At 69.5% G+C, this 22002-nt stretch carries 19 protein-coding genes and 1 pseudogene; 7 read left to right on the top strand and 13 right to left on the bottom strand.

What is annotated here, in order from left to right:
* Window positions 1-216: pseudogene (locus AB0B28_RS21955) on the top strand (hypothetical protein); the annotation flags it as partial.
* 46 nt (window positions 217-262) lie between these two features.
* On the opposite strand, the gene AB0B28_RS21950 reads toward AB0B28_RS21955, so the two are convergent.
* Window positions 263-1261, bottom strand: a complete 999-nt coding sequence (locus AB0B28_RS21950; protein ID WP_360124626.1) for a heme o synthase — start codon at window positions 1259-1261, stop codon at window positions 263-265.
* 213 nt (window positions 1262-1474) lie between these two features.
* Here AB0B28_RS21950 and tkt point away from each other — a divergent pair, with 213 nt between their 5' ends.
* The 6 genes from tkt (at window position 1475) to pgl (ending at window position 9659) form a co-directional block, all read left to right on the top strand.
* Entirely contained in the window at window positions 1475-3553 is a 2079-nt protein-coding gene (gene tkt / locus AB0B28_RS21945; protein WP_360124623.1) for a transketolase, read from the top strand.
* 114 nt (window positions 3554-3667) lie between these two features.
* A complete protein-coding gene (gene tal, locus AB0B28_RS21940; RefSeq protein ID WP_360124621.1) occupies window positions 3668-4804 on the top strand; it encodes a transaldolase in 1137 nt (378 codons plus the stop codon).
* Entirely contained in the window at window positions 4801-6417 is a 1617-nt protein-coding gene (locus tag AB0B28_RS21935) for a glucose-6-phosphate isomerase (RefSeq protein WP_360124618.1), read from the top strand. Before tal ends, AB0B28_RS21935 begins: the two co-directional genes overlap by 4 nt.
* Window positions 6418-7956 (top strand): glucose-6-phosphate dehydrogenase, encoded by a 1539-nt coding sequence (gene zwf, locus AB0B28_RS21930; RefSeq protein ID WP_360124615.1) that lies wholly within the window; start codon window positions 6418-6420, stop codon window positions 7954-7956.
* Window positions 7957-7971: 15 nt separating this feature from the next.
* The gene (locus tag AB0B28_RS21925; RefSeq protein WP_360124612.1) at window positions 7972-8919 is read left to right on the top strand and encodes a glucose-6-phosphate dehydrogenase assembly protein OpcA; all 948 of its coding nucleotides are present in this window, start codon (window positions 7972-7974) and stop codon (window positions 8917-8919) included.
* A complete protein-coding gene (pgl, locus tag AB0B28_RS21920; RefSeq protein ID WP_360124609.1) occupies window positions 8916-9659 on the top strand; it encodes a 6-phosphogluconolactonase in 744 nt (247 codons plus the stop codon). The genes AB0B28_RS21925 and pgl overlap by 4 nt, the downstream gene beginning before the upstream one ends.
* Window positions 9660-9762: 103 nt before the next feature.
* Here pgl and AB0B28_RS21915 read toward each other — a convergent pair whose 3' ends face one another.
* From AB0B28_RS21915 to AB0B28_RS21860, 12 genes are all read right to left on the bottom strand, one after another.
* A complete protein-coding gene (locus tag AB0B28_RS21915; RefSeq protein ID WP_360124606.1) occupies window positions 9763-10113 on the bottom strand; it encodes an RNA polymerase-binding protein RbpA in 351 nt (116 codons plus the stop codon).
* A gap of 275 nt (window positions 10114-10388) precedes the next feature.
* Window positions 10389-10637 (bottom strand): preprotein translocase subunit SecG, encoded by a 249-nt coding sequence (gene secG / locus AB0B28_RS21910; RefSeq protein ID WP_360124603.1) that lies wholly within the window; start codon window positions 10635-10637, stop codon window positions 10389-10391.
* 271 nt (window positions 10638-10908) lie between these two features.
* Window positions 10909-11694, bottom strand: a complete 786-nt coding sequence (gene tpiA, locus AB0B28_RS21905; protein ID WP_360124600.1) for a triose-phosphate isomerase — start codon at window positions 11692-11694, stop codon at window positions 10909-10911.
* A gap of 2 nt (window positions 11695-11696) precedes the next feature.
* A complete protein-coding gene (locus tag AB0B28_RS21900) occupies window positions 11697-12893 on the bottom strand; it encodes a phosphoglycerate kinase (protein WP_360124597.1) in 1197 nt (398 codons plus the stop codon).
* Between the two features lie 7 nt (window positions 12894-12900).
* Window positions 12901-13896, bottom strand: a complete 996-nt coding sequence (gene gap, locus AB0B28_RS21895) for a type I glyceraldehyde-3-phosphate dehydrogenase (protein ID WP_360124594.1) — start codon at window positions 13894-13896, stop codon at window positions 12901-12903.
* Between the two features lie 298 nt (window positions 13897-14194).
* Window positions 14195-15181, bottom strand: a complete 987-nt coding sequence (whiA, locus tag AB0B28_RS21890; RefSeq protein WP_360124591.1) for a DNA-binding protein WhiA — start codon at window positions 15179-15181, stop codon at window positions 14195-14197.
* Between the two features lie 3 nt (window positions 15182-15184).
* Window positions 15185-16126, bottom strand: a complete 942-nt coding sequence (yvcK, locus tag AB0B28_RS21885; protein ID WP_360124588.1) for a uridine diphosphate-N-acetylglucosamine-binding protein YvcK — start codon at window positions 16124-16126, stop codon at window positions 15185-15187.
* A gap of 214 nt (window positions 16127-16340) precedes the next feature.
* Window positions 16341-17234, bottom strand: coding sequence for an RNase adapter RapZ (gene rapZ / locus AB0B28_RS21880; RefSeq protein WP_360124585.1), 894 nt, complete (start codon window positions 17232-17234; stop codon window positions 16341-16343).
* Between the two features lie 99 nt (window positions 17235-17333).
* The gene (gene uvrC / locus AB0B28_RS21875; protein ID WP_360124582.1) at window positions 17334-19217 is read right to left on the bottom strand and encodes an excinuclease ABC subunit UvrC; all 1884 of its coding nucleotides are present in this window, start codon (window positions 19215-19217) and stop codon (window positions 17334-17336) included.
* Between the two features lie 38 nt (window positions 19218-19255).
* Window positions 19256-20182 carry an RIO1 family regulatory kinase/ATPase gene (locus tag AB0B28_RS21870; protein ID WP_360124579.1) on the bottom strand — a complete coding sequence of 309 codons (927 nt, stop codon included), beginning with the start codon at window positions 20180-20182 and terminating at the stop codon, window positions 19256-19258.
* Between the two features lie 233 nt (window positions 20183-20415).
* Window positions 20416-21222, bottom strand: coding sequence for an ABC-2 family transporter protein (locus AB0B28_RS21865; RefSeq protein ID WP_360124576.1), 807 nt, complete (start codon window positions 21220-21222; stop codon window positions 20416-20418).
* Window positions 21212-22000, bottom strand: a complete 789-nt coding sequence (locus tag AB0B28_RS21860; protein ID WP_360124573.1) for an ABC-2 family transporter protein — start codon at window positions 21998-22000, stop codon at window positions 21212-21214. The genes AB0B28_RS21865 and AB0B28_RS21860 overlap by 11 nt, the downstream gene beginning before the upstream one ends.
* Between the last annotated feature and the right edge of the window lie 2 nt (window positions 22001-22002).

Below are 22002 nucleotides of genomic sequence, written 5' to 3'. Positions count from 1 at the left end.
CGGCGGTTCCCGGGCGCGAAATGGGGCGTCGGCTCCAACATCCCCGGCGTGGTGAACGTCGGCTCGTTCATGCGCGAGGGCCGCCGCGACTTCTGGGACGTGGCCGACCCCGAGCGCGCGATCGTCGTCGAGCTCAGCGGCGCGAAGTACGACCGGCTGCTGCTGGAGGTCGCCGACCCGGGCGCGGCGGTGGCGGCGATCCGGGCCAGGCTCTGAAACGGATACGGGCCCGGCCATTCGGCCGGGCCCGCATCGCGTACGCCTACATGAGGAAGGAGTCGACCGCCAATGCCAGGAACAGCAGCGTCAGGTAGCTGGTGGACCAGTGGAACAGGCGCATCGGCTTGGGGTCCTCGCCGCGGTTCACGCGGCCGAGGAGCTTGTGGCATTCCCACACGAACAGGCCGCCCGCGACGAGGGCCACCGCGCCGTAGAGCCAGGTCGAACCGAGCGGGACGGCCACGAGGGAGACGGCGAGCATGGCCCAGCCGTAGACCACCGACTCGATCGCGACGCGCTTGGCGGGGGCGACGACCGGGAGCATCGGGATGCCCGCGGCCGCGTAGTCGTCCTTGAACTTCATGGCCAGGACGTAGAAGTGCGGGGGCTGCCACAGGAAGACCACGGCGAACAGGACCCAGGCCATCCAGGACATGTGCCCGGTGACCGCGGCCCAGCCGATGAGCACGGGGGCCGCGCCGCACGCGCCGCCCCAGACCGTGTTGTACGGGGTGGTGCGCTTGAGCCAGATCGTGTAGACCACGTCGTAGTAGACGATCGCGCCGAACGTCAGCGCCGCGGCGAGCCAGTTGACCAGCAGGCCCATGCCGAGGACGGCGATCGCGCCGATGACGAGCCCGAAGATCAGGGCGTTGCGCGGGGGGATCACGTGCTTGGCCAACGGGCGCCGGGAGGTGCGGCGCATGAGCTGGTCGATGTCGCGGTCGATGTAGCAGTTGATCGCGTTCGCCGAGCCCGCGGCGAGCGCGCCGCCCAGGAGGGTCGCGACCACGGCCGTCAGCGAGGGGAGCGCGTCGAACTCCATGCGCGCGGCCACCAGCATCGCCGGGATGGTGGTGATGAGGAGCAGCTCGATGATGCGCGGCTTGGTGAGCGACACGTACGCGCCGACCAGGGCCCGCCAGTCCGTCCGGGTGGACTGGGGGGCATCGGGTTCGGGCAGTTCGATGCGCTTGCGGGCGGGCCGGGGGCGGTCGGCGACGCCGGCCGGCAGGTCGGTGCGGGTCGGGTCCTCGTTCATCACGGCCCACCCTACGGGCAGTGAGGTTGTGACCCGGGCCTGGGTCGAGGGCCGGGACCTGGGCGTTCACAATGCGTGCATCGCTCGTGGGCGGGTTCACAATGAGCGCGATTCCGCCTCCCGAGAGAGTGCGCATAAAGTTCACCGCGTGTAGGTAGGGTCAGAAGGCACACGTCAGAGGCCCAAATACGACGAGTACCAAGGAGTATCGCAGTGGCACAGTTCGAGTGGACCGAACTCGATCAGCAAGCGGTTGACACGGCCCGGCTGCTCGCGGCCGACGCGGTGGAGAAGGCCGGCAACGGGCACCCCGGCACGGCGATGAGCCTCGCGCCCGTCGCGCACACGTTGTTCCAGAAGGTCATGCGGCACGACCCCAGCGAACCCGAGTGGGAGGGCCGCGACCGCTTCGTGCTCTCGTGCGGGCACTCCAGTCTGACGCTGTACGTGCAGTTGTACCTCGCCGGTTACGGCCTGGAACTCGAAGACCTGAAGAGCTTGCGCCAGTGGGGTTCTTTGACCCCGGGACACCCCGAGGTGGGGCACACCGCGGGCGTGGAGACCACCACCGGCCCGCTCGGCCAGGGCCTGGCCACCGCGGTCGGCATGGCGATGGCCGCGCGCCGCGAGCGGGGCCTGTTCGACCCCGAGCCGGCCGTCGGCGAGAGCCTGTTCGACCACTTCGTGTACGTCCTGGCCTCTGACGGCGACATCGAGGAGGGCGTCACCCACGAGGCCTCGGCGATCGCGGGCGTGCAGGAACTGGGCAACCTGGTCCTCATCTACGACGACAACGAGATCTCGATCGAGGACGACACCAACATCGCGCTGGTCGAAGACGTGGCCAAGCGGTACGAGGCCTACGGCTGGCACGTGCAGACCGTGGACTGGAAGGCCGGTGCCGAGTACAAGGAGGACCCCAAGGCCCTCTACGAGGCCATCGAGAAGGCCAAGGCCGTCACCGACAAGCCCTCCCTGATCCGCCTGCGCACCATCATCGGCTGGCCCGCCCCCAAGAAGCAGAACTCCTACGCCGCGCACGGCAACGCCCTGGGCGCCGAGGAGATCGCCGCGACCAAGGAGCTCCTTGGCTTCGACCCCGAGCAGTCCTTCTACGTGTCGGACGAGGTCCTCGCGCACACCCGGTCGGCCGTGGCGCGCGGCCAGGCCGAGCGCGCGGCTTGGCAGACCGCGTTCAACAACTGGGGCGCCGAGCAGCCCGAGCGCAAGGCCCTGCACGACCGCGTGTGGGCCGGCGAGTTCCCCGAGGGCTTCGCCGAGGCCTTCCCCGAGTTCGAGGCCTCCGCCAAGGGCGTCGCGACCCGTTCGGCCTCGGGCAAGGTCCTCTCGGCGCTCGCGCCGGTCCTGCCCGAGCTGTGGGGCGGCTCGGCCGACCTCGCCGGTTCGAACAACACCACCATGGACGGCGAGCCGTCGTTCCTGCCGCTGTCGCGCCAGACCAAGGCCTACCCGGGCAACCCGTACGGGCGCACCCTCCACTTCGGCATCCGCGAGTTCGGGATGGGCACGATCCTCAACGGGATCAAGCTCCACGGACCCACCCGCCCCTACGGCGGCACGTTCCTGGTGTTCTCCGACTACATGCGGGGCGCGGTGCGCCTCGCGGCGCTCATGAAGACCCCGGTCGTGTACGTGTGGACGCACGACTCGATCGGCCTGGGCGAAGACGGCCCGACCCACCAGCCGGTCGAGCACCTCGCCGCGCTGCGCGCCATCCCCGGACTGGACGTGATCCGCCCCGGCGACGCCAACGAGACCGCCGTGGTCTGGCGGACCCTCCTGGAGAAGAACGAGCGGCCCTCGGCGCTGGCGCTCACCCGCCAGAACATCCCCGTGTTCGACCGCGAGAAGTACGGCTCGGCCGAAGGCGCGGCCAAGGGCGGCTACGTCCTGGCCGACACCGACGGGACCCCTGACGTGATCCTCATCGGCACCGGCTCCGAAGTGCAGCTCGCGGTCGAGGCCGCCGAGACGCTCGCCGCCGAGGGCGTGGCCGCCCGCGTCGTGTCGATGCCGTCGATCGAGTGGTTCCAGGAGCAGGACGAGGCCTACCGCGAGTCGGTGCTGCCCAAGGCGGTCAAGGCCCGCGTGTCGGTCGAGGCCGGCATCGCTCTGACCTGGAGGGACCTCGTGGGTGACGCAGGCGTCAGTGTCTCCCTGGAACACTTCGGGGCCTCCGCGCCGTTCCAGAAGCTGTACGAGGAGTTCGGCATCACCGCCGCCGCAGTGGCGGACGCCGCCCGCTCCTCCATCAAGAAGGCGCAGCAGTAGCGTGCCGCGGCCGGCGCCCTCGGGCGCCGGCCGCGAACGCCTTGCGAGACAACCGGATACGCGGAACAACGGTGAGCCCCTCAGGGCTGCCATAGCGGAAAGCTGGAGGAACCGATGAGCGCGAACGAGAACCTCGCCGGACTGTCGGCGGCGGGAGTGTCGATCTGGCTCGACGACATCTCGCGTGGGCGACTGAAGACGGGCAACCTGAAAGAACTCATCGCCGGGTCGTCCGTCGCTGGCGTCACGTCGAACCCGTCCATCTTCGCCGCCGCCCTGTCCAAGGGCGAGGACTACGACGAGCAGATCGCCGACCTGGCGGTCCGCGGAGTGAGCGTCGAGGAAGCCGCTCGCGCCATCACCACCTACGACATCCGCTGGGCCGCAGACGTCCTCGCCACGGTCCACGAGACCACCGGCGGCCAGGACGGACGCGTGTCCATCGAGGTCGACCCGCGCCTCGCCCACGAGACGCAGGCGACCATCGCCGAGGCCAAGGCCCTGTGGTGGGCCGTGGACCGGCCGAACACGATGATCAAGATCCCCGCCACCGAGGCCGGGCTCCCCGCCATCACCGCCGCGATCGCAGCCGGGATCAGCGTCAACGTGACGCTCATCTTCTCGCTCGAACGCTACCGCGGCGTCATGGACGCCTACATGGCCGGACTCGAACAGGCCAAGGAGGCCGGGATCGACCTGTCCTCGATCCGCTCGGTCGCCTCGTTCTTCGTGTCCCGAGTGGACTCCGAGATCGACAAGCGGCTCGACGCGATCGGCACCGAAGAGGCCAAGGCGCTCAAGGGCAAGGCCGCCGTCGCCAACGCGCGACTGGCCTACCAGGAGTTCGAGAACGCCTTCGCCACGCCGCGCTGGGAGGCCCTCTCGGCCGCCGGAGCGGTCCCGCAGCGCCCGCTGTGGGCGTCCACTTCGGTCAAGGACCCCTCGTACCGCGACGTCATGTACGTCGAGGACCTCATCGCCCCCGGCACCGTCAACACGATGCCCGAGGGCACCCTCGCCGACTTCGCCGACCACGGCGAGGTCGAGTCCGACACCGTCCGACCGTTCTACGCCGAGGCCGCCACGGTGCTGCTTCAGCTCGAACGCGTCGGGGTCGAGTACGCGGACGTGGTGAAGGTCCTCGAAGACGAAGGCGTGGACAAGTTCATCGTGAGCTGGAACCAACTGCTGGAACAGATCGAGTCCAAGCTCAAGGCCGCCGCGCCTGAGGCAAACGGAGTGCAGAAGTGAGCGAACCGATGGGAAGAATGGAAGCCGCCGGAGGCCTCGCGGTCACCACCGGCGTCGACGTGAACGCCGACGTGGACCGGCTCAAGGCCGACAACGTCCCCGAGCGGCTCGCCGCCAAGGACGCGACCCTCTGGGGGCCGGGCGCCGAAGCCGAGGCCGCGATCCGCCTCGGATGGGTCGACACCTTCGTCGGGTCGAAGGAACTCCTCGCGCCGCTCGCGAAGCTGCGCGCCGAACTCCAGGAACAGGGCGTCGACCACATCGCCCTCGCCGGGATGGGCGGCTCCTCGCTCGCCCCCGAGGTGATCTCGCGGACCCTGGACCTGGGCATCAGCATCCTCGACACCACCGACCCCGGCCAGATCGCGGCCGAACTCGGCGAGGCCTCGCTGCGGCGCACCGCCGTGGTGGTCTCCTCCAAGTCCGGGTCCACCGTGGAGACCGACTCCCAGCGCCGGGCCTTCGAGGCCGCGTTCGAGGGCGTCGGGATCGACGACCACGCCAAGCGGTTCGTGTTCGTCACCGACCCCGGCTCCGCGCTCGAAGCGCTCGCCAAGAAGCAGGGCTCGCACCTGTTCCTCGCCGACGCCAATGTGGGTGGGCGCTACTCCGCGCTCACCGCGTTCGGGCTGGTCCCGGCCGCGCTCGCGGGCGGCGACGTGGCCGAGCTGATCGACCAGGCCGAGACCTTCGCGGCCACGATCACCTCCGAAGAGGACAACCCCGCGCTGGTGCTGGGCGCGATCATCGCGAACAAGCCCACCATCACCGTCGCCGACGACGGCAGCGGCATCGTGGGCCTGGGCGACTGGGCCGAGCAGCTCATCGCCGAATCACTCGGCAAGGACGGCAAGGGAACCCTGCCGGTGGTCCTCGAAGGACCCGCCGCCCCCGGCGCGCGCGGCTCCGACCGCGTCTACGCCACCGTCGGCGGCTCCTCCACGGGCCTGCCGAGCTCCGGCTCGGCGCTGGCGATGCCCGACGCGGTCGTCAACGGCCCGCTCGGGGCCCAGTTCCTGGCCTGGGAACTCGCCACCGCGTACGCGGGCTACCTGATCGGGATCGACCCGTTCAACCAGCCCAACGTGACCGAGTCCAAGGAGAACACCAACCGCATCCTCGCCGAAGGCCTCCCCGACGAGCGCCCGCACGCCGTGGACGGCGCGGTCGAGATCTACGGCTCGCACTCGACCACCGTGGCCGGCGCGCTCGGCGAGATCCTCACCGACGCCGACAGCCCCGACGCGTACATCGCGGTCCTGGCCTACCTGGACCGGATCGACGACGCCGAGGTCGCCGGGCTCCGGGCCGCGCTCGCCGAGCGCACCGGCGCCCCCGTGACCTGGGGTTGGGGCCCGCGGTTCCTGCACTCGACCGGGCAGTTCCACAAGGGCGGCCGCCAGACCGGGGTGTTCCTCCAGCTCACCGGCGCCGTCGGCCAGGACCTGCCGATCCCGGGCCGCGACTACACGTTCGCCGGGCTCCAGGCCGCGCAGGCCGCGGGCGACCGCCAGGCGCTCCAGTCCCGCGAGCGCCCCACCGTGCGCCTGCACCTGACTGACCGGAGGCGCGGCATCAACCAGCTGCTCCACGCCGTGAGGGAGCTGAGCTAGATGGCCTCCGAGACCTTGCCCGCCAACCCGCTCCGCGACCCGGCCGACCGCCGCCTGCCGCGCATCCCCGAGCCGTGCGCTCTGGTGATCTTCGGCGTCACCGGCGACCTGGCCAAGAAGAAGCTGATCCCGGCGATCTACGACCTCGCCAACCGGGGCCTGCTCCCGGCCTCGTTCGTGATCGTCGGGTTCGCCCGCCGCGACTGGGGCGACGAGACATTCGAGGAGATGTCCCGCGAGGCCGCCAAGTCCCACGCGCGCACCCCGTGGCGCGAGGAGGTCTGGGCGCGCCTGGCCGGCAACTTCAAGTTCGTGCCCGGGGCGTTCGACGACGACGAGGCCTTCGACCGCCTGGACGCGACCGTGGACGAGCTGCGCGAGACGCACGGCATCGTCGGCAACGCCGCGTTCTACTTCTCGATCCCGCCGCTGGCGTTCCCGACCGTGCTCAAGCAGCTGGAGCGCACCGGGATGTCCGACAACCGCCAGGACGGCGGCGGGTGGCGGCGCGTCGTGGTCGAGAAGCCCTTCGGCGAGGACCGCGACTCCGCCAACGCGCTCAACGGGCTCGTCGACCGCGTCTTCACCGCCCCCGACGTGTTCCGCATCGACCACTACCTCGGCAAGGAGACGGTGCAGAACATCTTCGCGCTGCGCTTCGCCAACGCCATGTTCGAGCCGATCTGGAACTCCAACTACGTCGACCACGTGCAGATCACGATGGCCGAGGACGTCGGCATCGGGACCCGCGCGGGCTTCTACGACGACAACGGCGCCGCGCGCGACGTGCTCCAGAACCACGTGCTCCAGCTCCTGGCGATCGCGGCCATGGAGCAGCCCAACGGGTTCGAGGCCGAGGAGATCCGCACCGAGAAGCTGAAGGTCCTGCGGGCCATCAAGCTCCACGACGACCTCGGGGCGACCGCGATCCGCGGGCAGTACACCGACGGCTGGGTGCAGGGCCGCCCCGTCAAGGGGTACCTCGCCGAGGACAACATCCCCCAGACCTCCACCACCGAGACGTTCGCGGCGGTGCAGATCGGGATCCAGAACCGGCGCTGGAACGGCGTCCCGTTCTACCTGCGCACCGGCAAGCGGCTCCCCAAGCGCGTCACCGAGATCGCGGTGGTCTTCAAGGAGGCCCCTCACATGCCCTTCGCCGACTACGACACCAAGACCCTGGGCAACAACCAGCTGGTGATCCGGGTCCAGCCCGACGAGGGCGTGACCGTCAAGTTCGGCTCGAAGGTGCCGGGCACCGGCATGGAGCTGCGGGACATCTCGATGGGCTTCGGCTACGGCGAGACGTTCACCGAGTCCAGCCCCGAGGCGTACGAGCGGCTCATCCTCGACGTGCTCCTGGGCGACAAGACCCTGTTCCCGGACGCTCAAGAAGTCGACGCGTCCTGGGCCGTGGTCGACCCGCTCGAAGAGTACTGGGCCACGACGAAACCCGAACCGTACGAGTCGGGGACCTGGGGCCCGATCGGGGCCGATCTCATGTTGCAGTCGTCCGGCCGCCGCTGGCGCCGGGCCTAGAAGGGGAGTCTGGACGTGCATCTGAAGGACACCACCACCGGCGACATCATGAAGGCCCTCGACGGGCTGCTCCACGAGGTCGGCGGCGGGGCCTCGGGCCTCGCGCTCAACCTGGTCGCCCTGACCACCGAGGACGAGCGCGAAGAGGTCGAGAAGGCCGCGTCGTTCGCCGCCCAAGAGCACCCGTACCGGCTGATCCTGGCGATCCCGCGGGACCTGGAGGCCACTGAGCCTCGCATCGACGCCGAAGTGACCGTAGGGGAACGGCTCGGCTCGGCCGAGGCGATCATCCTGCGCCTCGACGGCCCGGCCGCGACCCACCTGACCTCGATCGTGCTGCCGATGCTCGCATCGGACGTGCCGGTCGTGACCTGGTGGCTGCTCGACCCGGTCCGCTACGGCCTCGAACACGAGCTGCGGACCTTCGCCGACCGCCGCATCACCTACTCGGCCCGCGCGGCCGACCCGGTGCAGTCGCTGTTCCGCCGCGCCGAGTCGTACTCGCCCGGAGACACCGACATCTGCTGGACCCGGATCAGCCTGTGGCGCTCGCTCATCGCCAGCGCGTTCGACGGGGTGACCCAGTCGGTGGAGAAGATCGTGATCAAGGCCGACGACGACGATCCGTCGGCGCAGCTGATGTCCGCGTGGCTGCACGCGCGCCTGGGGGTGACCCCTGAGGTGGTCGACACCGAGGTCGAGCGGAACTCCGAGCACCTGCCCGCGATCGCCTCGGTGGCGTTCACGATGGCCGGGGGCGAGACGATGGAGGTCGAGCGGGAGTCGGACGGGACCACGGTGCTGCGTCAGGCCGGGCTGCCGAAGCGCCGCCAGACGCTGCAAGGGCGCACGCTGGGGCAGCTGCTCGCCGAGGAGCTGCGGCACATCGACCCGGACACGGCCTACCGGAAGGTCCTGGACGCGTTCCAGGTCCAGTACGCGGCCCAGCGGGCGGCCTCGTGAGCGCCTCCAATGCGGTCGTGGTGCACTCCGATGCCGGGGTGCTGGCCGACGCGGTCGCGGCGCGGCTCTTGAACCGGCTCGCGGACGCGCAGGGCCAGCGCGGCAGTGCGTCGATCGTGCTCACGGGCGGGCGGATCGCGGCGAAGGTGTACGCGAACATCCTGGCCTCGCCGATCCGCGGGATCGTGGACTGGTCGAAGGTCGACTTCTGGTGGGGCGACGAGCGTTTCCTGCGTTCGGGCGATGCGGAGCGGAACGAGACGCAGGCCCGAGAGGCGTTCTTGGACCATCTGCCGGTCGACCCGGAGCGGGTGCATCCGATGGCCGCGGCCGACGTGGTGGACACGCCGGAGGAGGCCGCGTCGCTGTACGCCTCGGAGCTGGAGGCCGCCGCCGGCGGTGCGGGCGTCCCGGTGTTCGACCTGGTGCTGTTGGGCGTCGGCGAGGACGGGCATGTGGCCTCGTTGTTCCCGGGCAATCCCGGGTTGGACACGACCGGCGCGGCGGTGGGGGTGCGCGACTCCCCCAAGCCGCCGCCGGAGCGGGTATCGCTGACGATGGAGGCGATCAACACCGGGGTTTCGGTGTGGCTCATCGCTTCCGGCGAGGGGAAGGCCGCCGCGGTGGACGAGGCGCTGACCAAGCGGGAGCTGCCCGCGGGCCGGGTGTCGGCGCGTGAGGACACGCGCTGGCTGCTCGACGAGGACGCGGCAGCGGAGTTGAAGCACCTGGAGTTCTGAGCATGTGAGACGGGGACGGACCTTGCGGTCCGTCCCCGTTTCGCGTGTCCGGTGCCTGCGGTCTCGCCCAACCTAGCGAGGAGTGCGTCGCACCGCTTGAGGGTCAGATGAGTCGTTCGCCGCGCGCGGCGGCGCGGGCGGCGAGGGCTTCGGCGAGGAGGTCTTCGGCCTCTTCCTCGCTGCGGCGCTCGCGCACGTAGGTGAGGTGGGACTTGTACGGCTTGGCGGACTCGCGCTCGGGAGGGTTGTCCTGGTCGGGGCTGGCGGGCCAGCCGCAGCAGGTGCAGTCCCAGACTTGCGGTACTTCGACGTAGAGCGCGAAGGTCCGGACGGTCTCGTGTCCGTTGGCGCACCAGTAGTTGACGTTCTGCCTTGGCACGGGTTCGCCGCGTTCGGAGTGGAGAGCGGGGGTGGCGCCGATACGAGTGCCGCGGATGGCGTGTCCATTGGACATATGTGTGTTAGCTCCTCACAGACGGGGGATCTTCTGTGCACGTCGGTCGGAGGAGGCCGCGGATCGCCGGAGTCTGCGGGAGGAAGGCCGCGAAACTCCCGAATCCATGGCCGCGGAGTCACCGACCGGAGCGGGTGGGACACCGCTCTCCGCAAGTGTATGACGTGAAACACATTCTGTAAAGACTGGTAAATAGGGTTTGCATCGGATGTAAACGGGCGCAGACGCGAAGCGGCCCGGCGAGCAGTGCTCGCCGGGCCGCTTCGGAAGTCGTGTCAGACCATCGCCCGCAGGAGCAGGCCGTAGGCCACGATCGCGGCGAACCAGATGACGCCGACGCCGATCGTGATGCGCGTGAGGTTCTTCTCCGCGACGGAGGAACCCGACGCGACGGAGGACATCCCGCCGCCGAACATGCTCGACAGACCGCCGCCCTTGCCCTTGTGCAGCAGCACCATCAGGATGAGCACAGCGCTGGACAGCAGCAGGAGAATCAACAGGGCGAAACTCAGAACCGTCATCATCGGTGATCGGGTGTCCTCTCAGCAATTCTGGCCCGTTATGGGGCGCGGGCCAGGCCTGAGTCTAGCGGTTTGTCATGTGCAGATGACACTCGCCCTGTCATACCTGTCATGACAGGTGTCAAGATAAGCGTTTGAAGGAAGCGCGAGCTCATGGCGAACGCAGGGAGCCGCCGTACGTCGTTGTACGGCGGCTCTGCCTTGCACCCGTCGCGTGTGCGCGGCGGGCAAACTTCACTACGCTCCCGCGTGCTCCGGACTGAGCACACGTTCCCTACGCACTGGCGTGCTCCGGGAAGCGCACGATCTTGGCGAACTCTTCTGCGTCGAGGCTCGCGCCGCCCACGAGGGCGCCGTCGATGTCGGGCTTGGCCATGATCTGGGCGACGTTGGAGGACTTGACCGAACCGCCGTAGAGGATGCGGACCCGGTCGGCCACCGCGCCGAACTTCTCGGCCAGGGCCGCACGCAGCGCGCCGATGACTTCCTGGGCGTCCTCGGGGGTGGCCGTGCGGCCGGTCCCGATGGCCCAGACGGGCTCGTAGGCCACGACGACCTTGGCGAGCTCCTCCTCGGTCAGGCCGTCCACGGCCGCGACGAGCTGGCTGACCGTGTGCGGCACGTGCGTGCCTGCCTCACGGACGTCCAGCGCCTCGCCGACGCACAGGATCGGGCTGATGCCGTTGTTGAGCGCCTGGCGGACCTTCGCGGCCACCAGCTCGTCGCCCTCGTCGTGGAACTGGCGGCGTTCCGAGTGGCCCACGGCCACATAGGAGCAGCCCAGCTTGGCGAGCATCGAGCCGGCGATCTCGCCGGTGTACGCGCCCGACGGGTGCGCCGACAGGTCCTGCGCGCCGAAGCCGATGGTCAGCTTGTCGCCGTCGACGAGCGTCTGCACGCTGCGGATGTCGACGAACGGCGGCAGGACGACGGCCTCGACCGCTTCGAGCTGCTCGCGCGTGAGGCTGAAGGCGAGCTTCTGCACCAGCGCGATCGCTTCGAGGTGGTTGAGGTTCATCTTCCAGTTGCCGGCGATGAGCGGCTTGCGAGTCTCAGACATTTCTAGTTCTCCAGTGCGTCCAGGCCGGGCAGGGTCTTGCCTTCGAGGTATTCGAGGCTCGCCCCGCCACCGGTCGAGATGTGGCCGAATCCGTCCTCGGGCAGGCCGAGGGTGCGGACCGCGGCGGCCGAGTCGCCGCCGCCGACCACGCTGAACGCGTCGGAGTCCACCAGCGCCTGCGCCACGGTCTTGGTGCCCGCGGCGTAGTCGGGGAACTCGAACACGCCCATGGGGCCGTTCCAGAACACGGTCTTGGCGCCGGCGATCCGGTCGGCGAACAGCTTCGCCGACTCGGGGCCGATGTCCAGGCCCATCCGGTCGGCCGGGATCGCGTCCACGGCGACCGTGAGCGGCTCCGCGTCGGCGGCGAACTCGGCCGCGGTGGTCGTGTCGACCGGCAGGAGCAGCTCGACGCCGAGTTCGGCGGCGCGCTCCAGGTAGGCCTTGCAGACCTCGATCTGGTCCTTCTCCAGCAGCGACGAGCCGACCTCGTGGCCCTTGGCCGCCAGGAACGTGAACATCATGCCGCCGCCGACGATGAGCGTGTCGACCTTGTCGAGCAGGTTGTCGATGACGGCGAGCTTGTCGGAGACCTTCGCGCCGCCGAGGATCACCACGTACGGCTGCTCGGGCTTGCCGGTCAGCTTCGAGAGGACCTCGACCTCCTTGGCGATGAGCCAGCCCGCGTAGTGCGGGAGGACCTTCGCCACGTCGTACACCGAGGCGTGCCTCCGGTGGACCGCGCCGAACGCGTCGTCCACGTACACGTCGCCGAACGCCGCGAGCTGGCCGGCGAACTCGGCCCGCTCGGTGTCGTCCTTGCTGGTCTCGCCCTTGTTGAAGCGCAGGTTCTCCAGCAGGAGGACGTCGCCGTCGCCCTGGGCGACGGCCTTGGTCTCGGCGTCGGTGCCGACGGTGTCGGCGGCGAAGGCGACGTCGCGCCCGAGGACCTCGCCGAGGCGCTGGGCCACCGGGGCCAGCGAGAAGGCGGGGTCGGGCTCGCCCTTGGGGCGGCCCAGGTGCGAGCAGACCACGACGCGGGCGCCGGCCTCGGCCAGCGCCTTGACGGTGGGCGCGACGGCGCGGATGCGGCCGTCGTCGGTGATGGTCTTCCCGTCCAGAGGCACGTTGAGGTCGGCGCGTACGAGTACGCGCCGACCGTTGACGCCCTCCTTCAGGAGTTCGTCGAGTGTCTTCATCAGTCGGTTAGCCGACCAGCTCGACGAGGCTGACGAGGCGGTTGGAGAAGCCCCACTCGTTGTCGTACCAGCCGAAGACCTTGACCTGGTTGCCGATGACCTTGGTCAGGAGGCCGTCGATGATGCACGAGTGCGGGTCGGTCTCGATGTCCTTGGAGACGATCGGGTCCTCGGTGTAGTAGAGGATGCCCTTGAGGGGGCCCTCGGCGGCGGCCTTGAGCGCGGCGTTGACCTCTTCGGCGGTGACGTCGCGGGACGCCTCGAAGGTGAGGTCGGTGATCGAGCCGGTCGCGATCGGGACGCGCAGCGAGTAGCCGTCGAGCTTGCCGTTGAGCTCGGGCAGCACCACGCCGACGGCCTTGGCGGCGCCGGTGGTGGTGGGCACGACGTTCAGGGCGGCGGCGCGGGCGCGGCGCGGGTCCTTGTGGGGACCGTCCTGGAGGTTCTGGTCCTGCGTGTAGGCGTGGATGGTGGTCATCAGGCCCTTTTCGATGCCGACGGCCTCGTGCAGGACCTTGGCCATCGGGGCCAGGCAGTTGGTGGTGCAGGACGCGTTCGAGATGATGTGGTGCTTCTCGGCGTCGTACTTGTCGTCGTTGACGCCCATGACCACGGTCAGGTCCTCGTTCTTCGCCGGAGCGGAGATGATGACCTTCTTGACGGTGTCGCCCAGGTGCGCGGCGGCCTTGGTGCCGTCGGTGAAGAAGCCGGTCGACTCGATGACGACCTCGGCGCCGACCTCGGCCCACGGGATGTTCGCGGGGTCGCGCTCGGCGAAGGCCTTGATGGTCTTGCCGTTGACGGTGATCTCGCCGTCGCCGACCTTGACCTCGTAGGGGAGGCGTCCGAGGATCGAGTCGTACTTCAGCAGATTGGCAATGGTCTCAGCGTCGCCGAGGTCATTGAAGGCGACGATTTCGACATCGGCACCGGAGGCGAGAATCGCCCGGAAGAAGTTGCGCCCAATGCGGCCGAAGCCGTTGACGCCAACGCGGATGGTCACGTGGCCATCTCCTCGCTTGAACAGGATCGGATATCTGACTGAGACCGGAGGCGGTCTCGCACGCGATCCGTTCAGCCGAAGAGCGACGGTGGAACAGATCGCTGTTCGGCCTCGTCGCCGAGCACTCCTTGACCGTACCGCTCCGGTTTCTCGAACCTGTGGCGGCCGGTTCCCCCGATCATGTCACACCCGGGACGCGGGTGTGACATCGCGGTTAAGCCTAACCCGTGACGGCCTGGCCGTAGCGGGTACCGCGCGCCGGGTCCGGTGGGCGAGTCCGGTACGTCGACGTCGGGGCTCAACCCACGAGCATCTCGTCTTCGGCGACCACGTCGTCGGGGCCGGGGACGCCGGCCTCCTGGGCGCGCTTGGTGGCCATGTTGATCAGGCGGCGGATGCGCCCGGCGATGGCGTCCTTGGTCAGCGGCGGGTCGGCGAGCGCGCCTAGCTCTTCGAGGGAGGCCTGGCGGTGGTCCAGGCGCAGGCGCCCTGCGGAGGCGAGGTGCTCGGGGACGTCCTCGCCGAGGACTTCGAGCGCGCGGGTGACCTTCGCGGCGGCGGCGACCGCGGCGCGGGCCGAGCGGCGCAGATTCGCGTCGTCGAAGTTCGCGAGCCGGTTGGCGGTGGCCCGGACCTCGCGGCGGACGCGGCGCTCTTCCCAGGTCAGGACCGAGGCGTGGGCGCCGAGGCGGGTGAGCAGTTCGCCGATGGCGTCGCCGTCGCGGATCAGCACGCGTTCGACGCCGCGCACGTCGCGGGACTTCGCGGCGATCCCGAGGCGGCGGGCCGCGCCCACGAGGGCGAGGGCCGATTCGGGGCCGGGGCAGGTGACTTCGAGGGAGGAGGAGCGGCCGGGCTCGGTGAGCGAGCCGCGGGCGAGGAAGGCCCCGCGCCAGGCGGCCTCGGCGCAGCACGGGTAGGCGCCGACGACGTGGTTGGGCAGGCCGCGGACGGGGTAGCCGCGCTGGTCGGTGAGGCCGATCTGCTTGGAGAAGGCGCGGCCGTCGGCCATGACGCGCAGGAGGTAGTGGTTGTTGCGGCGCAGGCCCGCGGCGACGAGCACGTGGATCTCGGACTCGTAGTGGTAGAGGTCTGAGATCATGCGCTTGGCGCGGCGGGCGATGTTCCCGGCGTCGACCTCGGCTTCGACGACGACGTTGCCTTGGCCGACGAGGTGGAGCCCGCCGGCGAACCGGAACAGCGCCCCGAGTTCGGCCCGCTGACAGCAGGACTTGGACACCTCGATACGGCCGAGCTCGTCTTTGACCTCCGAGGTCATCGCCATTCGTTAACCACCATCTTCGCCAGGTACACGTTCTCGGGCCAGGAGTCGCTCCAACACGGCGGCCAGCGCGGCGACGTCGTGCGTGACGCCGTCGGCGGCGAGGTCGGCCGCGACCAGCCGGGCCTCCAACGATTGTGCCGCACTGTTCAACGATTCGGGATCGTCGAGGGTGCGGGTATCGCCTGAGACGACGTAGTGAAACCGGACACCTTCGGCGTATCGGCGCAGCGTGTCGACGTGTCCGGCGAGGGTGAGGCCGTCGGTCTCCTTCTCTTCGGAGAGGTTGAGCACCACGATGCGGCGGGCGCGGGAGGCGGCCACAGCCTCGCGGAGGTCGGGCAGCAGCAGGTGCGGGATGACCGAGGTGTACCAGGAGCCGGGGCCGAAGACGTGCCAGTCGGCCTCGGCGACCGCGTCGAGGGTCTCGGGGCTCGCGGTGGCGCCGGCTGGCAGGAGGCGCACTCGCTCGACGCGGCCGTCGGCGACCGCGACGTCGTGCTGGCCGACGATGGTGCGCGTTCCGGAGGCGTCGCAGGGGACGATGTCGGCCTCGATGTCGAGCGGGGTGCTCGACATGGGGAGGATGCGGGCGCGCGAGCCGAGCAGGCGGGCGGCCTCGGCGAGGGCGTCGACCGGGTTGGGGTGGCGTTCGAGCAGCGAGGTGAGGACGAGGTTGCCGACGGGGTGCCCGGTGAGGAAGTCGTCGCCGTCGAAGCGGTGGGCGAACAGCGCGGCGGCCTCGGCGCGGTCGGGGTCGGCGGTCGCGACGAGGGCTTTGCGAAGGTCGCCGGGCGGCAGGATCGGCCGGGAGGCGCGGATGGTCCCCGAGGAGCCGCCGTCGTCGGCGACGGTGACCACCGCCGTCAGGTCCACGTCGAGTCGGGTGAGGGCGCGCAGCGAGGCCGACAGGCCCCGCCCGCCGCCGAACGCGACGACTTTCAGCATCAGCGGTTACCTCGGAATCAGGGTGCGGGAGGGTCGGTCCGGTCGCCGGGAGGCGGCGGAGGGTCCTCGCCGCGGGGAGCGCGGGGCGGCAGGACAGGGGGTCGGCCGCCCGGCGGGTCCGGCCAGGCGGGGGCCCGTCCGGCGCTGCCGGCGGGACCGGGCCCGGCCCGGCGGGGCCGGGGGGTTCCGTCCAGTATGCGCGGCCCGCCCGCCGTCACTCGTTGCCTCGGTCCCGGTGGTGGGTGTTGGCCGGGAACCCGGCGGCGTTCAGGCGCTTGGCGAGGTTCTCGGCGATGGCGACCGAGCGGTGCTTGCCGCCGGTGCAGCCGATGGCGATCGTCATGTAGCGCTTGCCTTCCCGCTCGAAGCCTTGGGTGGTGCCGAGCAGCAGCGTGGCGTAGGAGTCGACGAAGTCCTCGGCGCCGTCCTGGCTCAGGACGTAGTCGGAGACGTCGCGGTCGAGACCGGTGTGCTCGCGCAAGGTGGGAACCCAGTACGGATTGGGAAGGAATCGTACGTCGGCGACATAGTCGGCGTCGCGCGGGATGCCGTACTTGAAGCCGAAGGACATGCACGTGAACTGGAGCCCGGGGGTCTCGGGCAGGAGGAAGGCCTGCTCGACCCGGTCGCGGAGCTGGTTCTCGTTGAGGTGCGTGGTGTCGAACAGGGTGTCGGCCGAGCCGCGGGCGGGGCCGAGGACGCGGCGCTCGGCGGCGATGCCGTCGGCGAGGGTGCCGTCCCCTTGGAGGGGGTGGGCGCGGCGGACCTTCTCGAACCGGCGGATGATCACGTCGTCGTCGGCGTCGACGAACACCAGGTGCGGTTTGAACCCGCCTTTGCGGAGGTCCTCGATGACGCCCACGAGGTCGGTCATGAACGCGCGCGAGCGCACGTCGAGGACCATCGCGGTGCGGCGGACCTCCGCTCCCCCGGCGGCCGCGAGCTCGGCGGCCTGGCCCACGAGGGACTCGGGAAGGTTGTCGATGACGTAATAGCCGACGTTCTCCAGTGCGCGGGCCACCGTCGAGCGCCCGCCCCCGGAGATGCCGGTGACGATGACGAGGTCCAATTCGCTGCGGTCTCCAGAACCCGTCTGCACTGCTGCCACACCCATAAGTCAAGTATCCCCACGATCGTTCCTGCCGCGGCGGCGACACGTTCTCGTGTCCCTCGCCGAACTGACAAGCGTATAGCTATCAGATCCGTCTCAAGCACCGTTGTCGTCGGGATTACGCAGACGTGTCTGCAAGGCCTCGGCGAGTTTCGGTCCGATACCGGGCACTGCTTCCAATTCGGACAGTTCTGCTTCGCGGATGCGTTTGACCGAACCGAAACGCGTCAGCAGGGCCTTGCGCTTGGACTCCCCCAGGCCGGGGATCTCGTCGAGGGCCGAGGCGGACATCTTCTTGCGGCGGCGGGCGCGGTGCAGCGAGATCGCGAAGCGGTGGGCCTCGTCCCTGACGCGCTGCATCAGGTACAGGGCCTCGGAGGTGCGCGAGAGGATCACCGGGAACTCCTCGCCGGGGAGCCAGATCTCCTCCAGTCGCTTGGCGAGCCCGGCGAGGTTGATCGTGTCGATCCCGAGCTCGGCGAACACGGCCTCGGCGGCGGCGACCTGCGGCTGGCCGCCGTCGACCACGAGCAGCTGGGGCGGGTAGTGGAAGCCGCGCTTGGGTTCCTCGTCCTCTTCGGTCGGCGAGCCCGCGGGCTGGTCGGCGAGTTTGGAGAGGCGGCGGCGCAGGGTCTCCTGAAGGGACGCGAGGTCGTCCTTGCGCTCGCCTTTGATCACGAAGCGGCGGTACTCGCTCTTGCGCGGCAAGCCGTCCTCGAAGACCACCATGGACGCGACCACGGCCTCCCCTTGGGACTGCGACACGTCGTAGCATTCGATCCGAAGGGGCGCTTCGGGAAGGTCGAGCGCGTCGGCGAGCTCTTCGAGGGCCTTGGAGCGCGCGGTGAGGTCCCCAGCGCGCTTGAGTTTGTGGCGCTGGAGGTTCTCGACCGCGTTCTTCTCCACGGTCTCGGCCAGGGCCCGCTTGTCGCCGCGGCGCGGCACCCGCAGGTCGACCTTGGAGCCGCGGCGCTCCGAGAGGAGCTCGGCGAGGGCGGCGTGGTCGGATGGGAGAGCCGGGACGAGGACCTCGCGCGGGACCACTTCGTTCTGCTCGCCGTAGAACTGGAGGCAGAACTGCTCCACCAGGCCGGCGAGGTCGACCGGTTCGGACTTGTCGACGACCCAGCCCCTTTGGCCCAGGATTCGGCCGCCGCGGACGTGGAAGACCTGGACGGCGGCCTGGAGCTCGTCGTCGGCCACGGCCATCACGTCGCAGTCGACGTCCTCGGCGAGGACCACCACCTGCTGTTCGAGGACCTTGTCGAGCGCGCCGAGGTCGTCCCTCAGCCGTGCGGCCCGCTCGAATTCGAGGGCCTCGGAGGCCTCCTGCATCTCGGCGATGAGGCGCCTGCGGACCGGGGCGGTGTCACCGGCCATGAAGGCGCAGAAGCCGTTCACCAGCTCGCGGTAGTCCTCTTTGGAGATGCGGCCGACGCAGGGCGCCGAGCACTTGCCGATGTCGGCGAGGAGATTGGGTCGCCCGATCCGGTTGCAGCGCTTGAACTCGGAGTCGGCGCAGGTGCGGATAGGGAAGACCCGGGTGAGCAGGTCGAGGGTCTGGCGGATGGCCCAGGCCGAGCCGAACGGCCCGAAGTAGCGGACCCCTTTGCGGCGGTTGCCGCGCATGACCTGGGCGCGGGGGAACTCCTCCCCCACCGTGACGGCCAGCCACGGGTAGGACTTGTCGTCCTTGAACATGACGTTGAAGCGCGGGTCGTACTCCTTGATCCAGGTCCACTCCAGTTGGAGGGCCTCGACCTCGGTGGCGACCACGGTCCACTCCACGCTGCGCGCGGTGTTGACCATGCGGCGGGTGCGCTCGTGCAGGCGGGTCTCGTCGGCGAAATAGGAGTTGAGGCGGTTGCGGAGGTTCTTGGCCTTGCCGACGTAGATGACCCGCCGGTCGCGGTCCCTGAAGCGGTAGACCCCCGGAGCGGTCGGAATGGTGCCGGGGGCGGGACGATAGTCAACGGTCACAGACCAAGGCTAACGTCCGCCCCCGACACTCCGGCGGCCTACGGCCGGGCCGCGAGCGCCCGCAGTTCCGCTTGGAGATCGTCGACCTCGATGCGGTCGAGACCGCGCGCGGTGAACCAGTTCCCGAGGTTCTCAACGTCCCTGGTGAGGAAATCGTGGCCGAGCGGGTTGGCGTAGATGTCGACCACCTGCGGGAGGTCGAGGACCACCAGGCGGCCCTCGTGGACGACGGTGTTGTACGGCGAGAGGTCGCCGTGGGCGAATCCGAGTTCGGTGAACAGCCGCAGGGACTCGGCGGCCTGCTCCCACAGGCTTTCGAGCTCGACCTCGTCGGGTTTGACCTCGGCGAGGCGCGGCGCGGCGGTGCGGTCGTGCCCGATGAACTCCATGATGACCTCGGTGCCGAGGATCTGCACGGGGTAGGGCACGGGCGCTCCGGCGCTGTAGAGGCGCTTGAGCGCTTCGAACTCGGCGGCGGCCCAGCGTCCGGCGGCCTGTTCGAGGCCGAACTTGGTGCGCTTGGCCATCGCGCGGGCGTCGCGCGAGCGCTTCGCTCCGCGCCCGGCGGTGTAGTCGCCGGCCCGGTTGAACTGGGTGTGCTCGGCGCTGCGGTAGCGCTTGGAAGCGAGGATCACGGCCCGGCCTGAGCCGGGGACGAGGCGTTCGATGAGGAACACGTCGGCTTCCTTGCCGGTCTTGAGGACGCCCAGTTCGTAGTCGACGGCGCCGTGGTCGGTGATGACCCAGTCGGGGCGGGGCTCGGGGCCGCGTTGGAGCGGCTCGGAGTCCCACCAGACCGACCAGCGGTCGCCCTCGGGCGGGCCGTCGTCGTTGGGGATCTCGTCGAACTGGGTGCGCATCTCCTCGAACCGGTTCCGGTCCTCTTCGGAGAACACCTCACCGCCGGAGCGGCGGCGACGTTTGGTGGATTGGAAGGAATCAGAGTATTCAGACTTGCGTGCCAAGGTGGCGGGCTCCTATGGAGTCATCCGCTGCGCGCGTCCGGGTTTCGATGCACCGGTGTCAGAGCGCGTCGGCGGGAGGTGAACTGAGATTCATGGCATGAACGACGACGACAGCCATCAGTAACACCTCCATTCCGCAAGCGTCCCGGGCGCGATGCTCTGGGCAACAGACGAGACTCTATCGGACCCCTCTCGAATGACGCAAGTCTTTTTTCACCGTGTGCCGCACCACATTAATGACCTGCGGAATCGTAGGCGCGCAGGCCCAGGCGGAAAACGAGGGCGGCGATCCAGCCGGTGAGGGCGGCTGCTGCGGGCGGGGCGAGGAGCCAGAGGGGGTCGAGTTCGCCGATGAGGATCTGGACGGGGACGAAGCTGGCGAACGCGAGCGGGAGGACGAAGGTGAGTCCGATGCGGACGGCGATCGGGAAGACCGTGAGCGGGAAGCGCATCGATTCGAGTTGGAGTTCGATGAGCATGAACGCGACCACGGGCATGCGGCCCTTCATCCAGAAGTTCGCGGTGTTGGCGAGGGTGAGCAGCGCGCCTTGGATGACGAAGCCGCACAACAGGAGCAGGAGCGCGACGGGGATCTGGGCGAGGCCCAGGCCCGCGCCGGTCCAGCCGATGACGATCATGAGGGTGCCCATGGTCATCTCGCCGAAGGCCTGCATGCCCACGTGCTTGGATCCGACTTGGATCAGGACGGGGGCGGGGCGGGTGAGGCGGTAGTCCAGGTCGCCTTCGACGATGAGCTTCCCGACGTCCCAGATGCCGTCCCACAGCAGGGCCGTGGAGGAGCCGGTGACCGACAGGAACCCGGCCAGGAGCAGCATCTCGTGGTAGCCCCAGCCGCCGAGGGTGGTGATGTTGCCGAACAGCACGCCGATGAATCCGAACAGCGTCGCCTGCCAGAAGATCCCGGAGACGGCCATGACCCAGAAGTCGGCCGGGTACTCGGCCATCGAGCGGAGGTAGGCGCCGATGGAGCGGCGGTAGACGCCCGCGGCGTGGCGGATCGAGATGGCTTCAGCCGCCATGGATGGTCACCTTCTTGACGAGCCGGCCCCACACGAGCCGGGCGAGGATCCAGATGCCGACGGCCCAGGCCGCCTGGGCCGCGATGAGGCCGAGCGCCCCGGCGGTGTCGACGCGGCCCAGGTAGATCGACGCGGGGGTGGTGGTGAAGTGGACGAACGGCAGGGCCCACGCGATCGTCTCCAGCCAGCCGGGCATGAGCGCGATCGGGATCATCATGCCGGAGAAGAACGAGAGCAGACTGTCTCTGGCCCATTGGATGCCGAGGAACCGCTGGGTCACGAAGCAGAACAGGACGCACAGGAACGCCAGGCCGAAGGCCAGCGGGAAGATCAGCAGCACGCTGCACAGCGTCAGCGCGACCGCCAGGACCGAGGCGGGCGGCGCGGGCTGGAAGGCCAGGAACGCGATGAGGGTGCCGAGGACGACAGCGGGAACCGAGGCGACCATGCCGCCGATGTACTCGGCGGCGCGGGCCCTTTGGAAGTCGATCGGTTTGGTCAGGTCGATCGCGACATGGCCGTCGAGGATCCGGTTGGCCATCTCCCAGTCCGAGCCGGCCCAGGCGAGGGTCGAGGTGACGAAGCCGATGATGAGGTAGGCCTTCATCGCGGGCCAGTCGTAGCCGCCCATCTCGCCGTCGCCGATGAGGTGGCTCCAGACGGCGAGGCCGACCAGGAGCGAGACGCCGCCGAAGACGATCGAGAACAGCCAGGTGGTCTTGTAGGCGATCTTGCGTTTGAAGGTGATGGTCGCGAACGCGACGTCGACCCTAGCCATGG

Origin of the sequence: Glycomyces sp. NPDC046736 (assembly GCF_040645615.1) — a bacterium.
Taxonomy (GTDB): Bacteria; Actinomycetota; Actinomycetes; order Mycobacteriales; family Micromonosporaceae; genus Glycomyces.
This window is presented reverse-complemented; position numbering and strand designations above follow the sequence as displayed.

Coding starts and splice junctions, on each gene's coding strand:
- AB0B28_RS21950 (WP_360124626.1), bottom strand. CDS start 1,261: ATGAACGAGGACCCGACCCGCACCGACCTGCCGGCCGGCGTCGCCGAC.
- tal (WP_360124621.1), top strand. CDS start 3,668: ATGAGCGCGAACGAGAACCTCGCCGGACTGTCGGCGGCGGGAGTGTCG.
- zwf (WP_360124615.1), top strand. CDS start 6,418: ATGGCCTCCGAGACCTTGCCCGCCAACCCGCTCCGCGACCCGGCCGAC.
- AB0B28_RS21915 (WP_360124606.1), bottom strand. CDS start 10,113: ATGTCCAATGGACACGCCATCCGCGGCACTCGTATCGGCGCCACCCCC.
- secG (WP_360124603.1), bottom strand. CDS start 10,637: ATGATGACGGTTCTGAGTTTCGCCCTGTTGATTCTCCTGCTGCTGTCC.
- tpiA (WP_360124600.1), bottom strand. CDS start 11,694: ATGTCTGAGACTCGCAAGCCGCTCATCGCCGGCAACTGGAAGATGAAC.
- AB0B28_RS21900 (WP_360124597.1), bottom strand. CDS start 12,893: ATGAAGACACTCGACGAACTCCTGAAGGAGGGCGTCAACGGTCGGCGC.
- whiA (WP_360124591.1), bottom strand. CDS start 15,181: ATGGCGATGACCTCGGAGGTCAAAGACGAGCTCGGCCGTATCGAGGTG.
- yvcK (WP_360124588.1), bottom strand. CDS start 16,126: ATGCTGAAAGTCGTCGCGTTCGGCGGCGGGCGGGGCCTGTCGGCCTCG.
- AB0B28_RS21865 (WP_360124576.1), bottom strand. CDS start 21,222: ATGGCGGCTGAAGCCATCTCGATCCGCCACGCCGCGGGCGTCTACCGC.
- AB0B28_RS21860 (WP_360124573.1), bottom strand. CDS start 22,000: ATGGCTAGGGTCGACGTCGCGTTCGCGACCATCACCTTCAAACGCAAG.